Below are 15,072 nucleotides of genomic sequence, written 5' to 3' on the forward strand. Positions count from 1 at the left end.
CTCTGCCTCAGGAATAGAAGGTGGGTGTCGGCCGCGTACCGTTGAGCGCCCAGTCCCCCAGCTCGTGGAGCTTGTAGTCCAGCGGGTCGTGCAGGGACTGGGTGCGCAGGTTGCGCCAGAAGCGGTCCAGGCGCAGCGAGGCGTGGGTGGCGCGGGCGCCGGTGACCTCGAACAGGCGGTTGCAGATGTCCAGGCCGGCGCGGCTGGCGGCGACCTTGGCGGTGGCGATGGCCACCGCCAGCTGCGCGCGCTCCTCGGCGCCCAGGGCGTGTTCCTTGCGCCAGGCTTCGTCCAGCAGCGCGGCGGCGCGCTGGACCAGCAGGCGCACGCTCTCCAGGCCGACCCAGAACTCGCCGTAGTGGCGCAGCACGTACGGGTCCTCGTCGACGCTGCGGGCGCTGGAGCGGAACCACGGGCGGCTTTCCTTGAGGCTGTACTGCCGCGCCTCCTCGAAGGCGCCCTCGGCCACGCCGAGGAACAGGTTGGCGAACAGCAGCTGGGCGATCAGCGGGCGCAGGCAGGCGAAGGGCGTGCTCAGCGGGCCCGGGTCGAGCAGCAGCTCGGATTCCTCCACGCGCACCCGTTCGAAGGTGGCGCTGCCGCTGTCGGTCTGCCGCTGGCCCATGTTGTCCCAGTCGCCGTGCAGGGTGATGCCGGTGCGGCCGCTGGGGATGGCGGCGATCAGCAGCTTGCCGCCGTTGCCTTCGTCCACCGCCGAGGCGATGAGCATTTCCGAATCGCTGGCGCCGGAGCAGAAGCTCTTCTTGCCGGAGAACTCGCGCCAGCCGTCGAACTTCTTCACCACGGTGCGGGTGTCCAGCGGGTTCAGGGCGTTGCCCCAGAACCAGTGCTTGCGCGCGGTCTGCTCGAACCACGGCTGCCACTGCTCGGGGCGGGCGAACAGGCGCACGGTGGCCAGCATCAGGTGCTGGAAGCCGAACACGTGGGCGATGGAACTGTCGACGCGGGCGAACTCGCGGGTCACTTCCAGGGCCTCGCTCCAGCTGGCGCCCAGGCCGCCGTACTGTTTGGGGATGACCAGGCCGAGCAGGCCGCTGCGGCGCAGGGCGTCGCGCTCGGCCTTGGGCGTGCCGCCGAGCCGGTCGCGCTCGACGGCGCTTTCGGCGAATTCCGCCGCCAACTGGCGGGCCAGTTGCAGCGGGCTGAGGATGGAGGCTTGTGCCGGCGAATTCATCGGGCGGCTCCTCAGGCGATGCGGCGCAGCGCGCGGTGGTCGCCGAACAGCGGCAGGGCGCGCTCCACGGCCAGGCGGATGCGCGCCTGGAGCAGTTCGCAGCTGATGCGGTAGTCCTTGAAGTCGGCCTCGCTGGCGTACACGCCCAGCGGCAGGGTCAGCGACTGGAAGAAGCTGAACAGCGGGCGCAGCTGATGGTCGATGACCAGCGCGTGGCGCTGGCTGCCACCGGTGGCGGCGAGCAGCACCGGGGTGCCGATCAGGGCGTCCTGGCCGATCAGGTCGAACAGGTGCTTGAGCTGCCCGGGGTAGGAGCCGCGGTACACCGGCGAGGCCACCAGCAGCAGGTCGGCGCCCTCGATGGCGCGCAGCTGCGCCTCTACCTCTTCCGGCAGCTCGGCGCGGCTCAGGGCGCCGCCCACCGGGCGGGCGATGTCGGCCAGCTCGATGAGCTGGACCTCGGCGTCCAGGTGGCGGCCGATCTCGGCGAGGATGGCCTCGGTCAGGACCAGGGTGCGCGAGGGGCGATAGGCGCCGCCGGATACGGCGACCACTTTCAAGGGGGCAGTCATGTTCGGTTTCCTGTGCTGTTGCCCTGCCGGCAGGGCGGGTTCAGGTCGGGTTTCGCAAGACCTGTGCCAGGACTCAAGTCATTGATTGGTATGGGTATTCATCAAGTGTTGCTGGGCGAACTGTTGGCTGGCGGCTAGTTGCTGCTGGGCAACTGTTGGCAGGGCAACAGTGGCGCGGCCGTCGATTCCTGCGCAGTTATAGAGGAATCGAGGTTGAGGTAAAAAAGAATAAATTCAGATTTTATTATTCTTTAATTGAATATATGGGCCGCAAGCCGTGTCAGGCGGCGCCCTGGCTGCGGAACTCGCCGGGCGACGAGTGCGTGTTCCGGTGGAAGAAGCGGCTGAAGTAGCCGACGTCGGAGAAGCCCAGGTCGTGGGCGATGGCCTTGATGCTCTGGCGCGAGTGGGCCAGCTCGCGCTTGGCTTCCAGCACCAGGCGCGCGTTGATCACCGCCATGGGGCGGCGCTGGCCGCCCTGGCGGTGTGCGCCCAGGGCCGCCGCGCGGAGCGGGCGAAGGTGGCGGGCGCCGGTTCCTGGTGAGCTGGGCCTGAATGCGCAACGCCGGTCAGCTTCCTGACCGGCGTTGTCGTTGCGAAGCCTGGGCGGGTGCTCAGCGGAACGCCGGCACCACGTGCTTGATGAACAGCTCCAGGGACTTCTTCTTCTGCTCGTAGGGCAGGCTGTTGTCGGCCCAGAAGCTGAACTCGTCGACGCCCAGCTCCTGGTAGTGGCGGATGCGCGCGATGATTTCCTCGGGGGTGCCGATCATGGTGTTCTTGCGGATGTTCTCCAGCTCGAACTCCGGGCGCTCCTTGAACTTTTCCTCGGGGCTGGGCGGCAGCAGGCCGTTGACCGGGACCTGCTTGTTGCCGAACCAGGCGTCGAAGGTGCGGTAGAAGCGCGAGATGGCCTGCGCGCCGACCTTCCAGCCTTCCGGGTCGTCGGCGCTGTGCACGTGGGTGTGGCGCAGCACCATCAGTTGCGGGCGCGGCACGCCGGGGTTGTTGGCCAGGGCCGCTTCGAACTTGTTCTTCAGGTCGACCACTTCCTCGTCGCCCTTCATCAGCGGGGTGACCATCACGTTGCAGCCGTTGGCCACGGCGAAGTTGTGCGAGTCCGGGTCGCGCGCGGCGATCCACATCGGCGGGGTGGGCTTCTGGATCGGCCGCGGCGAGGAGGTGGCGGTGGGGAACTTCCAGATCTCGCCGTCGTGGGCGACGTCGCCCTGCCACAGCGCGCGCACCACCGGGACCATCTCGCGCAGGTACTTGCCGCCCTCGGTGGCCGGCATGCCGTTGGCCATGCGGTCGAACTCGTACTGGTAGGCGCCGCGGGCCAGGCCCACTTCCATGCGGCCGTTGCTGATCACGTCGAGCAGGGCGCATTCGCCGGCCACGCGGATGGGGTGCCAGAAGGGCGCGATGATGGTGCCGGCGCCCAGGCGGATGGTTTCGGTGCGGGCGGCCAGGTAGGCCAGCAGCGGCATGGGGCTGGGCGAGATGGTGTATTCCATGGCGTGGTGCTCGCCGATCCACACGGTGCTGAAGCCGCCGGCCTCGGCCATCAGCGTCAGTTCGGTGAGTTCCTCGAACAGCTGGCGGTGGCTGGTTTGCTCGTCGTAGCGCTCCATGTGCACGAACAGGGAAAATTTCATATCGCTTACCTCGAACCTTTTTTGTATCCGGCGCTGGGCGGGCCGGCGGATGGGATGCGCCTGCGCGCACCGCTGCTTCGGGGAATGGGCGCGGTCATGGCGATTGGCCACAAACGTGCTGGGTGTCCGTGGTTTATTGGTATACCATAATACGGAATATCTGCAAGGCGTTTCTGCCCGGCGCCACCCCAAGGAGTTAAGGATGAACCTCAAACAGAAACTGATCCTGGCCTTCGCCGCCATCGCCAGCCTGCCGGTGCTGCTGGTCGCCGTGCTGGTGATCTTCAACCTGCGCGGCGAGGCGCGGGAAGGCTTCATCGACAGCAGCAGCCGGGAAATCCGCCAGGTGGAGAACGCCATGCAGCTGTTCTTCGACGGCATCGCCCAGAACGTCGAGTACCTGGCCGCCCACCCGCAGCTGCAGGCCATCGACGGCAGCCTCAAGCAGTACATCGGCGCCGACGCCGCGCAGCACCCGGCCGGGGAGCTGGACCGCCAGGTGTTCGACCTGTTCGCCGGCCTGGCCCACAGCCACCCGGACTACGCCTACGTGTCCCTGGGCACCCGCGACGGCGGCTACGCCTTCTGGCCGGGCGACGACAAGCTGGCCAGCTACGACCCGCGCAGCCGCCCCTGGTACCAGGCGGCCATGGCCCAGCCGGGCCGCACCCTGCGCACCCATGCCTACTACTGGGCTGCGGACAAGGTGGTGCTGGTCAGCAGCGTGCGCACCTTCGCCAACCGCCTCGGCGAGCAGGGCGGGGTGGTCAACATCGACGTCTCGCTCAAGCGCCTGACCGACATCGTCAAGGGCATCCGCCTGGGCGACAGCGGCTACCTGATGCTGATGGAGGGCGACGGCACCGTGCTGGTCGACCCGCACCAGCCGGAGCACAACTTCAAGAAGCTCGGCGAGCTGGGCGCCGGCTACGCCAGCCTGGCCAGCGCCGACAAGGGCCTGGTGGAGGTGGAGATCGACGGCGAGCGCTACCTGGCCAACGTCTGGCCGTCGGAGGGCCTGGGCTGGCGCTTCGTCGGCCTGATCAAGGAGAGCGAGGTGATGGCCGGGGCGACGCGCCTGACCTGGCTGGTCGGCCTGATCGCCGCGGTGATAGCGCTGGGCTTCGCCGGCGTCGGCGCCGTGTTCGCCGGCTTGGTGGTGCGCCCGGTGCGCGCGGTGGCCGACGGCCTGGAAGGCATCGCCCAGGGCGACGGCGACCTGACCGGGCGCCTGGCGGTGCGCGGCCGCGACGAGACGGCGCAGCTGGCCGGCTGGTTCAACCAGTTCCTCGAGGCCATCCGCCGCCTGGTGCAGCACATCGGCCAGGCCGCCTCCGGCATCCACCGGAGCGCCGGCAGCGCCAGCGGCACCTCCCAGGCCCTGGCCGAGGCCGCGGCGCGCCAGCGCGAGGCGGTGGACATGGTGTCCACGGCGTTCAACGAGATGGTCATGACCGCCAACGAGGTGGCGCGCTCCTGCAGCCAGGCGGCGACTTCCGCCGACAGCGGCCAGCGCCAGGCCCACGACGGCCAGCAGCAGATCGACGAAGCGGTGGACAGCGTCGGCCGCCTGAGCGAGGAAATCGCCGGCTCGGCCAGCGCCATGCGCCAACTGGAGCAGGACAGCAACGACATCCAGTCGATCCTCGGCACCATCCGTTCCATCGCCGAGCAGACCAACCTGCTGGCGCTCAACGCCGCCATCGAAGCGGCCCGCGCCGGCGACCAGGGCCGCGGCTTCGCGGTGGTGGCCGACGAGGTCCGCGCGCTGGCGCGGCGCACCGCCGAATCCACCGGCGAGATCGACGCGCTGCTGGGTAACCTGGCCCGCCGCACCCACGATACCGGCCGGCAGATGCAATCCAGCCTGGAAGCCTCGCAGCGCACCGTCGGCTCCATCCGCGAGGCCCGCGCCTGCTTCGGCGCCATCCGCGAGTCGGTGGACGTGATCCGCGACATGAACGCGCAAATCGCCACGGCGGCGGAAGAGCAGCACCAGGTAGCGGAGGAGATCAACCGGCACATCGCCCAGATCCACCGCGACGCCCAGGAAGTGGCAGGGCTGGCGGAGGCCACGCGGGGGGATGCGCAGACGTTGAATGGGCTGTCGGAGGAGCTGAATCGGCTGGTGTCGCGGTTCAGGACCTGATCGAGGTGGTGGGGGCTGTTCGTGCCACCGGGGTGTCCGGCGTAGCCGGTGAGTCCAATCGCGGACAAGGTCCGCTCGCCCTCCGGCAACACCCCCGTAGGATGGGTTGAGCGAAGCGATACCCATCACCGTGGCCGCATGGGTTTCGCAAGCTCAACCCATCCTACGAAGAGCACCTCGGCGCAGCCGGCAAGACAGTTGCTCGCATGGGCGTAGGAGCGGACTCTGTCCGCGATTCGTCCAGAGAAACATCCAAGCGCACCGGAACGCCCCTTCAGAAGGCCGAGCGAAACCGGCGCTCAGGACAGCCCCCTCTCCCGCTTGCGGGAGAGGGTTGGGGAGAGGGCGCTCTTGAACCCAGCACCTACGCCCCGGGAAACACCGTTCGCGAGCAAGCTCGCTGGCAATCGGCGTCACGCCAAAGCCGGCAACGCCCCCATCTTCCCACGGCAATAAACCATCGGCTGCACCCGCTGTTCCGGCACCACCAGGTTCTTCACCGCGCCGACCATGATCGCGTGATCCCCACCCTCGTACTCACGCCACAACTCGCACTCGATCACCGCAGTGGCGCCTTCCAGCAGCGGGTTGCCCAGCTCGCTCAGTTGCCAGTCGATGCCCTGGGCCTTGTCCTTGCCTTTCTTGGCGAAGCTGTAGGCCTCGCGCTGCTGCTCGGCGGAGAGCAGGTGGATGGCGAACTGCTTGCGGCGGATCAGCACCGGGTAGGAGTCGGAGGTGTAGTTGGGGCAGAACAGCACCAGCGCCGGGTCCATCGACAGCGAGCTGAAGGCGCTGGCGGTCAGGCCCACCAGCTGGCCGTCCTCGTCCAGGGTGGTGATCACGGTCACGCCGGAGGGGAAGGAGCCCATGACTTGCTTGTAGAGGTTGGCGTCGATCATTGCGGGTACCTGCTGCCACGGGGGCTGGCGGTTGAGGAATTATTTTCGTCTGATGGTATACCGTATTATTGAAAGTTCAAGCCCCTGGATGACCGCCAGTCGGTTGCCGACGAACGTCGTGCAGGCGGCTGGAACCCGCATGTGGACTGGGCTCTAAGGCTTCGGTTGGATGCCGGGAGGGATGCCAGGATAGACCATGGTCGGAGCCGTTGACGGGGAAAAGGCTTGCCGGAATCTTGGAATACCATAATATGGTCTTCGCCTGGACATGCCTGCCGGCCCTTTCCGGGGCTTGCTGCCCAAGGCAAATACATACGTAGCTTTCGTACAAAGAAGACAAGAAGATGCTGTGCATGATGTTCCCCCGCCGCGCCCCCGACCGGGCCTGGCTCGATGATTCCCCGAGGTTGCACCCGCCCCTGGACCGCCGGTCCGGCGCCAGGCCGCCCGCGGCCTGATCCCGCAACCCCGATTCCCGACTGTCCGCGCCCGCAGTGGAACGCCGTCGGCCTCGTGGCCGGCCGCTCCGCGCCCGCGCCCGGCCATCCGCAGCGAGCCAGAAGATGTCCCATACCGAGTCCACCCCGCTCATCGAGAACCACACCGTCGACTACGTGCCCCCGGCCGAGCGCCATGGCCGTGCGCGCGACCTGTTCACCCTGTGGTTCAGCACCAATATCGCGCCGCTGCCGGTGGTGACCGGCGCCATGGTGGTCCAGGTCTACCACTTGGACCTACTCTGGGGGCTGGTGGCGATCTTCCTCGGGCACATGCTCGGCGGCGTCGGCATCGCCCTGGCCTCGGCCCAGGGGCCGCAGCTGGGCATTCCGCAGATGGTGCAGAGCCGTGGCCAGTTCGGCCGCTACGGCGCGCTGCTGATCGTGTTCTTCACCGCGCTGATCTACCTGGGCTTCTTCATCTCCAACATCGTCCTGGCCGGCGAATCCATCCACAGCATCGCCCCGGCCGTGCCGCTGCCGGCGGGCATCCTGCTCGGCGCCCTGGGCGCCACCGCCATCGGCGTGATCGGCTACCGCTTCATCCACACTCTCAACCGCATCGGCACCTGGGTGATGGGCGGCGCGCTGCTGGTGGGCTTCGTTTGGATCTTCTGCCAGCAGCTGCCGGCGGACTTCTTCAGCCGTGGCGGCTTCAACCTCTCCGGCTTCGTCGCCACCCTGTGCCTGGGCATCATCTGGCAGGTTAGCTTCTCGCCCTACACCTCGGACTACTCGCGCTACCTGCCGGCCAGCGTCGGCATCGCCAGGCCGTTCTTCGCCACCTTCTTCGGCGCTGTGCTGGGCACCAGCCTGTCGTTCAGCTTCGGCGCGGTGGCGGTGCTGGCCACGCCCGAAGGCACCGATGCCATGGCCGCGGTGAAACAGGCCACCGGCGTGTTCGGCCCGGCGCTGATGGTGCTGTTCCTGCTCAACATCATCAGCCACAACGCGCTGAACCTGTACGGCGCGGTGCTTTCCATCGTCACCTCGATCCAGACCTTCGCCGCCGCCTGGACGCCCAGCGTGCGCCTGCGCGTGGCGCTGTCCTCGCTGGTGCTGGCCGGCAGCTGCCTGGTGGCGCTGAGCGCCTCGGCGAACTTCATCTCGCAGTTCATCGGGCTGATCCTCACCCTGCTGCTGGTCCTGGTGCCCTGGGCCTGCATCAACCTGATCGACTTCTACCTGGTCAAGCGCGGGCGCTACGACATCGCCTCGATCTTCCGCGCCGACGGCGGCATCTACGGGCGCTTCAACCCGCACGCGATCATCGCCTACGCCATCGGCATCCTGGTGCAGTTGCCGTTCGCCAACACCGCGCTCTACGTCGGGCCCTACGCCAACTACCTGGAAGGCGCCGACCTGTCCTGGCTGGCCGGCCTGCTGGTGACCTGCCCGCTGTACTACTGCCTGGCCACCCGCGGCCGGGCCCGCGAAAGCCTGCAGCAGGGTCGTCTGGGCCTGGCCGACTGATTCCTCGTACCACTCTCCGCCCCGCCCCGAGAGCAGCTCTGGCGGGGCTTTTTTTCGTCTGTGGGAAAGGGCGTGGGATTGGCGGGCAGGCATGGACGGGAGACTTGGCATCGACCTGTAGCTGCGCCGAGGCGCCCTTCGTAGGAGCGAGCTTGCTCGCGAACAAACGCCGTGCCATGCGGTTCGCCAAGCGGGCCCTGCCCGCGATTCGCGCGCAGGGCGCGCTCCTACAGGGGAATGGCGGGGGTGGGGCAGCGTAGGAGCGGATCTTATCCGCGAAACGCGCCGGTGGTTCCGGTTATCGCGGACAAGGTCCGCTCCTACGGGGGGGAGGAATGCCGTGCCTCCCGGCAATTTGTAGGAGCGGGCCCTGCCCGCGATTCGCGCGCAGGGCGCGCTCCTACATGGGAATGGCGGGGGTGGGGCAGCGTAGGAGCGGATCTCATCCGCGAGGCGCGCCGGTGGTTCCGGCTATCGCGGACAAGGTCCGCTTCTACGGGGCGTGCCGTGCCTCCCGGCAATCTGTAGGAGCAACTGTCTTGCCGACTGCACCGAGGCGCTTTTCGTAGGATGGGTTGAGCCTTGGCGAAACCCATGCTGCCACGGCGATGGGTATCGCTTCGCTCAACCCATCCTACGGGGGTCATATTTGCTGGGAGGTAGGTAAGCGGGCCCTGCCCGCGATTTCGCGCGCAGGGCGCGCTCCTACAGGGGAATGCAGCAGGCAAAAAAAGCCCCCGGCCGCCACAACGGCCGGGGGCGCAAGGGACTTCAAAGGGTCAGTGCGCGCCCTTTACCAGGTCGCTTTCGTTCCACTGGCTGTAGACGCAGGCGTCGGCCGCGGCCCAGCGCACGCGCACCGGGCTGCCCGGGTGCAGCGGCTGGCCGCCGGAGAGGGCCTTGAGGGTCAGCTGGGTGCCGCCCACGGTGGTCACGCTGCAGGTCTGGCTCTCGCCGAGGAACACCACTTCCTGCACGGTCGCGCCCACTTCGTTCCAGCCGGCCTGTAGGGGCTGCGCGGCGGCCTGTTCGGCGCTCAGGGCCAGGGCCTTTTCCGGGCGGATCATCAACACCAGGTCCTGGCCTTCGCGCAGGCCGCCGGTGGGGCGGATGGCCAGGCTGGCGCTCTCGAAGCGCGCCGCGGCGTTGCCCTGGGCCTGCACGCGGAGGAAGTTGGAGTTGCCGAGGAAGGAGGCGACGAAGGTGTTCGGCGGGTTCTGGTAGAGGTCGTAGCCGCTGCCCAGGCCGACGATCTTGCCGTGGCTGAAGATGGCGATGCGCTGGGACAGGCGCATGGCCTCTTCCTGATCGTGGGTGACGTAGACGATGGTGATGCCGAGGCGGCGGTGCAGGTGGCGCAGTTCGTCCTGCAGGTCTTCGCGCAGCTTCTTGTCCAGCGCGCCCAGGGGCTCGTCCATCAGCAGGATGCGCGGCTCGTAGACCAGCGCGCGGGCGATGGCCACGCGCTGCTGCTGGCCGCCGGAGAGCTGCGCCGGGCGGCGCTGGGCGAATTTCTCCAGCTGCACCAGCTTGAGCATGGCGTCGACGCGGCGCTCGCGGGCGTCGCCCTTCTGCTTGCGGATGTCCAGCGGGAAGCCGATGTTGTCGCGCACCGACAGGTGCGGGAACAGCGAATAGCGCTGGAACACCATGCCGATGTCGCGCTTGTGCGGCGGCACGTTCACCAGCGACTGGCCTTCCACCAGAATCTCGCCGCTGCTGGGCGTCTCGAAGCCGGCCAGCATCGACAGCGTGGTGCTCTTGCCCGAGCCGCTGGAGCCGAGGAAGGTGAGGAATTCCCCATCGCGGATGTCGAGGTTGATGTTGTCCACGGCGGTGAAGTCGCCGTAGTGCTTGTTCAGGTTGCGCAGGCTGACCAGGGTCCCGCCCTGCGCGGTTTCTTGAATGACGGCACTCATTGTCTGACTCCTCGCGCTCAGGCGCTGACTTCATTGCGCCGGCGCAGCAGCGCGGCGGCGAGCATCACCAGGACCGACAGGCCGATCAGCAGCGTCGAGGCGACGGCGATCACCGGGGTCAGGTCCTGGCGCAGGGTGGTCCACATCTTCACCGGCAGGGTCTGCAGGGTCGGGCTGGCCATCATCACGCTGAGCACCACCTCGTCCCAGGACACCAGGAAGGCGAACAGGCCGCCGGCGACCATGCCCGGGCGGATGGCCGGGAAGGTCACCTTGAACACCGCCTGCAGGCGCGAGGCGCCGCAGATCACCGCGGCGTCCTCGGTGGACTGGTCGAACAGCTTCAGCGAGTTGATGATCGAGATGATGGTGAAGGGCAGGGCGACTATCACGTGGCTGACCACGAAGGCGAACAGCGTGCCGGTGTAGCCCAGCTTGAGGAACAGCGCGTACACCGCCACGGCGATGATCACCAGCGGCACGATCATCGGCAGGGTGAACAGGCCGTAGAGCAGCTCGCGGCCGGGGAACCTGCCGCGCACCAGGGCGAAGGCGGTGGGCAGGCCCAGGGCCACCGCGCAAATGGTGGTCAGCACCGCGACCTTGAGGCTGGCCAGGGCCGCGTCCATCCACTCGGGGTTGGCGAAGAACTGGACGTACCACTTCAGCGTCCAGCCCGGCGGCGGGAACACCAGCCACTGCGAGGAGCCGAACGACAGCAGCACGATGAACACGATCGGCAGCAGCAGGAAGGCGGCGATCAGGCCGGTGGTTAGGTACAGCCCGCCGCGCAGGCGCGGGCCCATGGCGTTGGGGGAGAGCAGCATGGCGGCTTACCTCGCGTTACTGGCGCCGACCGGGGATTCCGGCTGCACTTTCAGGTAGACGTAGAACAGCACCAGGGTGATCAGGATCAGCAACGCCGCGGCGGCGCTGGCCAGGCCCCAGTTGAGGAAGGACTGCACCTGCTGGACGATGAATTCCGGCAGCATCATGTTCTGCGCGCCGCCCAGCAGCGCCGGGGTCACGTAGTAGCCCAGGGACATGACGAACACCATCAGCCCGCCGGAGAACAGCCCCGGCCGGCACAGCGGCAGGAACACCTTGAAGAAGTTGCTCCAGGGGCTGGCGCCGCAGATCGAGCCGGCCTGCAGCACCATCGGGTCGATGGCCGCCATGGTCGCCTGCAGCGGCAGCACGATGAACGGGATCATGATGTAGCTCATGCCGATCACCACGCCGGTGAGGTTGTGCACCAGCTCCAGCGGCTGGTCGATGATGCCCAGGGCCATCAGCACCTTGTTGATCACCCCCGAGGCCTGCAGCAGCACCAGCCAGGAGTAGGTGCGGGCGAGCAGGCTGGTCCACATCGACAGCAGCACGATGTTCAGCAGCCAGCGGCCCCAGCCGCGCGGCACCAGGGTGATCGCCCAGGCCAGGGGGAAGCCCAGCAGCAGGCTGATCAGGGTGACCAGCGCGCCGACCGCGAAGGTGTTGAACAGCACCCGGGTGTAGGCCGAGTTGGCGAACAGCTGGGCGTAGTTGTCCAGGCCCGGGGTGGGTTCGAGCACGCCGCGCAGCAGCAGCCCCACCAGCGGGGCGAGGAAGAACAGGCCGAGGAACAGCAGGGCCGGCAGCAGCTTGGCCGAACCGCGCCAGGGCGACACGCCTTGCGGCTTCATCGGCGACCTCGCTTGCACCGCGTCGGCGGCGCGCGCGGCGCCGTCGACGGGCGTGGAGCGGCCGTGGGGAACGGCCGTCATTTTCACTTGACCAGCCATTCGTTCCACCGTGCCGCGATGGCCGGGCCGTTCTTGGCCCAGTACGCGTAGTCGAGGGTGATCTGATCCTTAGCGTAGGCGGTCGGCAGGTTGGGGGCGAGGTCGCCCTTGAGCTGGCCGACGCTGTCGAGGTTCACCGGGGCGTAGGCGGTGAGGTTGGCGAAGTCGGCCTGGCCCTTGGCGCTGGAGGCCTCGGCGAGGAACTTCATGGCCGCGTCCTTGTTCTTCGAGCCCTTGGGCACCACGAGGAAGTCGGCCATGACCAGGTTCTGCTTCCAGCTCACGCCCACCGGCGCGCCGTCCTGCTGCAGGGCGTAGATGCGGCCGTTCCAGAACTGCCCCAGGGTCGCCTCGCCGGAGGCCAGCAGTTGCTGGGACTGGGCGCCGCCGCCCCACCAGACGATGTCCTTCTTGATGCTGTCGAGCTTCTTGAAGGCGCGGTCCAGGTCCAGCGGGTAGAGCTTGTTGGCGGGCACGCCGTCGGCCAGCAGGGCCAGTTCCAGCACGCCGGGGCTCGGCCACTTGTACAGGGCGCGCTTGCCCGGGTAGGTCTTGGTGTCGAACAGCGCGCTCCAGTCCTGCGGGGCGTTGCCGCCGACCTTGCCCTGGTTGTAGCCGAGCACGAAGGAGAAGTAGAAGGAGCCGACGCCGTGGTCGGAGACGAAGCGCGGGTCGATGCGCTCGCGCTTGACCACGTTGAAGTCCAGCGGCTCCAGCAGGCCTTCGGCGGCGGCGCGCAGGGCGAAGTCCGCCTCCACGTCCACCACGTCCCACTGCACGTTGCCGCTTTCGACCATGGCCTTGAGCTTGCCGTAGTCGGTGGGGCCGTCCTGTACCACGCGGATGCCGCTGGCCTGGCTGAAGGGCTCGGCCCAGGCCTGTTTCTGGGCGTCCTGGGTGGTGCCGCCCCAGCTGACGAAGCTGATCGCGTCGGCGGCGCTGGCGGCGGTGCCGGCCAGGCCCAGGATGGCGGCGAGAGTCGCCGCGACTGCACGTTTCTTGAACACCATGTACATGCCCTCGTTGTTGTGTTTGTGCGCGGGCAGGCGGTGTATGCCTGCCCATCAGGAGCAGTGGCCATCCGGGCCTGTCAGGGTCGGCCTTGTCCGGGGCGTCGTCCGGGCTGCCCGTGTTCGGGGCGGCGGAACAATCGTCGGCCTACGGAATGTCATATTATGGTATTCCAAACTTTCTGCAAGCCTTCGCCCCGTTCCAGGCCCCGTGGATTGCCGCTTGGCGCCGTCCCTGGCGGCTTTTCCGCTGCCGCCCGGTGGCGGCAATCGACTGATTTTTCTAGCCTTTATCCACATGTCCGGGCGCCGGCAAGCTGGCCGGCGGCCAGCATCGGCCGACCGGTGGTCAGGCCCCGGTTGCCGGCTTCCAGTCGTCGAAGGGCAGGCTTTCCACCACTTCCAGGCCATAGCCGGTGAGGCCGGCGTATTTCAGCGGCGGGCCGAGGTGGCGCAGCTTGCCCACGCCCAGGTCCTGGAGGATCTGCGCGCCGGTGCCGATCTCCGAATAGATGCGCGACTGCGAGCGGGTGAACGGCCGGCTCGGCTGGGTGAGCTGCGGCACGCGCTCCAGCAGCGCCTGGGACGACTCGTGGTTGGCCAGCACCACCACCACGCCGCGGCCTTCCTCGGCCACCCGTTGCAGCGCCGCCCAGAGCGTCCAGTTGGGCGGCCCGGCGTATTCGGCGCCGACCAGGTCGCGCAGCGGGTCGATGACATGCACGCGCACCAGGGTTGGCTCGGCGGGGTCTATGTCGCCCATCACCATGGCCATGTGCACGCCGCCCTCGATGCGGTCCTCGAAGGTCACCAGGCGGAAGCTGCCGTGCACTGTGGGCAGCTCGCGCTCGCCGATGCGGCGCACGGTGTGCTCGGTGCTCAGGCGGTAGTGGATGAGGTCGGCGATGGTGCCGATCTTGATCCCGTGCTGCGCGGCGAAGGCCTCCAGCTCGGGGCGGCGGGCCATGCTGCCGTCGTCGTTCATCACCTCGACTATCACCGCCGCCGGCGTCAGCCCGGCCAGGCGCGCCAGGTCGCAGCCGGCCTCGGTGTGCCCGGCGCGGGTGAGCACGCCGCCCTCGCGGGCGCGCAGCGGGAAGATGTGCCCGGGCTGGACGATGTCCTCGGCGCTGGCGCCTGGCGCCACGGCGGCCTGCACGGTGCGCGCGCGGTCGGCGGCGGAGATGCCGGTGGTCACCCCGGTGGCCGCCTCGATGGAGACGGTGAAGGCGGTGGAGTAGGGACTGCCGTTGTTCGGCACCATCTGTTCCAGCCCCAGGCGCTGGCAGTGTTCCTCGGTGAGGGTCAGGCAGATCAGCCCGCGCGCCTCGCGGGCCATGAAGTTGATGGCCTCGGGCGAGCAGAACTCGGCGGCCAGCAGCAGGTCGCCCTCGTTCTCGCGGTCCTCGTCGTCCACCAGCAGCACCATGCGGCCCTGGCGGAAGTCCTCGATGATTTCTTCGGTGGTATTGAACGGCATGACCGGCTCCGGGGTGTGGCAGTCAGAAAATTCTGGTATACCATCATACACAAAATATCCATCGCCAAGAGGTTGCCATGAAGGCCTACTGGATCGCCCACGTGGACGTCACAGACCCCGAGCAGTACAGCCAATACACCCGCCGCGCGCCAGCGGCCTTCGCCCTGTACGGCGGCCGCATCCTCGCCCGCGGCGGCCGCTCCGAAGCCCTGGAAGGCCGCCCGACGCCGCAGCGCAGCGTGGTGATCGAGTTCGATTCCTATGAGCAGGCGGTGGCGTGCTATCGGTCGAAGGAGTACCAGGAGGCCTGGGCGCAGCGGCAGGGGGCGGCTAGGGCGGAAGTGATCATTGTCGAGGGCGTCGAGCCCTGAGGGTGGGGGTTTTCGTAGGAGTTTGCTCGCGAACGGAGTTTCCCGGTGGCTCTGGTGTGCTGGATTGG

The 15,072-nt window shown here is 68.0% G+C and carries 12 protein-coding genes and 2 pseudogenes; 4 read left to right on the plus strand and 10 right to left on the minus strand.

What is annotated here, in order from left to right; all coding sequences use genetic code 11:
- Window positions 1-7: 7 nt before the first annotated feature.
- The 4 genes and pseudogenes from QSJ95_RS04380 to QSJ95_RS04395 form a co-directional block, all read right to left on the minus strand.
- Window positions 8-1,195, minus strand: a complete 1,188-nt coding sequence (locus QSJ95_RS04380) for an acyl-CoA dehydrogenase family protein (protein WP_285640366.1) — start codon at window positions 1,193-1,195, stop codon at window positions 8-10.
- Between the two features lie 11 nt (window positions 1,196-1,206).
- Window positions 1,207-1,767, minus strand: coding sequence for an FMN reductase (gene msuE, locus QSJ95_RS04385; RefSeq protein ID WP_253391798.1), 561 nt, complete (start codon window positions 1,765-1,767; stop codon window positions 1,207-1,209).
- A gap of 280 nt (window positions 1,768-2,047) precedes the next feature.
- Window positions 2,048-2,230 (minus strand): annotated as a pseudogene (locus QSJ95_RS04390) (helix-turn-helix domain-containing protein); the annotation flags it as partial.
- 151 nt (window positions 2,231-2,381) lie between these two features.
- Window positions 2,382-3,425 carry an LLM class flavin-dependent oxidoreductase gene (locus tag QSJ95_RS04395; protein ID WP_285640368.1) on the minus strand — a complete coding sequence of 348 codons (1,044 nt, stop codon included), beginning with the start codon at window positions 3,423-3,425 and terminating at the stop codon, window positions 2,382-2,384.
- A 358-nt stretch (window positions 3,426-3,783) separates the two neighbouring features.
- Here QSJ95_RS04395 and QSJ95_RS32935 point away from each other — a divergent pair.
- Both QSJ95_RS32935 and QSJ95_RS32940 read left to right on the plus strand, forming a co-directional pair.
- Window positions 3,784-4,716, plus strand: a pseudogene (locus QSJ95_RS32935) (cache domain-containing protein); the annotation flags it as partial.
- A 129-nt stretch (window positions 4,717-4,845) separates the two neighbouring features.
- Window positions 4,846-5,574 (plus strand): methyl-accepting chemotaxis protein, encoded by a 729-nt coding sequence (locus QSJ95_RS32940; RefSeq protein WP_370686638.1) that lies wholly within the window; start codon window positions 4,846-4,848, stop codon window positions 5,572-5,574.
- A 413-nt stretch (window positions 5,575-5,987) separates the two neighbouring features.
- Here QSJ95_RS32940 and QSJ95_RS04405 read toward each other — a convergent pair whose 3' ends face one another.
- Entirely contained in the window at window positions 5,988-6,473 is a 486-nt protein-coding gene (locus QSJ95_RS04405; protein ID WP_058072608.1) for a flavin reductase family protein, read from the minus strand.
- Between the two features lie 563 nt (window positions 6,474-7,036).
- On the opposite strand from QSJ95_RS04405, the gene QSJ95_RS04410 reads away from it, so the two are divergent.
- Window positions 7,037-8,443 carry a purine-cytosine permease family protein gene (locus tag QSJ95_RS04410; protein ID WP_285640371.1) on the plus strand — a complete coding sequence of 469 codons (1,407 nt, stop codon included), beginning with the start codon at window positions 7,037-7,039 and terminating at the stop codon, window positions 8,441-8,443.
- A gap of 779 nt (window positions 8,444-9,222) precedes the next feature.
- On the opposite strand, the gene QSJ95_RS04415 is transcribed toward QSJ95_RS04410, so the two are convergent.
- From QSJ95_RS04415 to ribBA, 5 genes are all read right to left on the minus strand, one after another.
- A complete protein-coding gene (locus QSJ95_RS04415; protein ID WP_285640373.1) occupies window positions 9,223-10,362 on the minus strand; it encodes an ABC transporter ATP-binding protein in 1,140 nt (379 codons plus the stop codon).
- A 17-nt stretch (window positions 10,363-10,379) separates the two neighbouring features.
- The gene (locus tag QSJ95_RS04420) at window positions 10,380-11,189 is read right to left on the minus strand and encodes an ABC transporter permease (RefSeq protein ID WP_116424684.1); all 810 of its coding nucleotides are present in this window, start codon (window positions 11,187-11,189) and stop codon (window positions 10,380-10,382) included.
- Between the two features lie 6 nt (window positions 11,190-11,195).
- The gene (locus QSJ95_RS04425; protein WP_152989071.1) at window positions 11,196-12,143 is read right to left on the minus strand and encodes an ABC transporter permease; all 948 of its coding nucleotides are present in this window, start codon (window positions 12,141-12,143) and stop codon (window positions 11,196-11,198) included.
- Window positions 12,128-13,153 carry a polyamine ABC transporter substrate-binding protein gene (locus tag QSJ95_RS04430; RefSeq protein WP_285640377.1) on the minus strand — a complete coding sequence of 342 codons (1,026 nt, stop codon included), beginning with the start codon at window positions 13,151-13,153 and terminating at the stop codon, window positions 12,128-12,130. Before QSJ95_RS04430 ends, QSJ95_RS04425 begins: the two co-directional genes overlap by 16 nt.
- Window positions 13,154-13,502: 349 nt before the next feature.
- Window positions 13,503-14,633 (minus strand): bifunctional 3,4-dihydroxy-2-butanone-4-phosphate synthase/GTP cyclohydrolase II, encoded by a 1,131-nt coding sequence (gene ribBA / locus QSJ95_RS04435; RefSeq protein ID WP_285640379.1) that lies wholly within the window; start codon window positions 14,631-14,633, stop codon window positions 13,503-13,505.
- A gap of 77 nt (window positions 14,634-14,710) precedes the next feature.
- Here ribBA and QSJ95_RS04440 point away from each other — a divergent pair, with 77 nt between their 5' ends.
- Window positions 14,711-15,004: a DUF1330 domain-containing protein gene (locus QSJ95_RS04440; protein WP_009615027.1), complete on the plus strand. Its 294-nt coding sequence runs from the start codon at window positions 14,711-14,713 to the stop codon at window positions 15,002-15,004.
- The last annotated feature ends 68 nt before the right edge of the window (window positions 15,005-15,072 follow it).

The organism is Pseudomonas sp. NBRC 100443 (assembly GCF_030268185.1).
In the GTDB taxonomy this organism is placed as follows: domain Bacteria; phylum Pseudomonadota; class Gammaproteobacteria; order Pseudomonadales; family Pseudomonadaceae; genus Pseudomonas; species Pseudomonas citronellolis.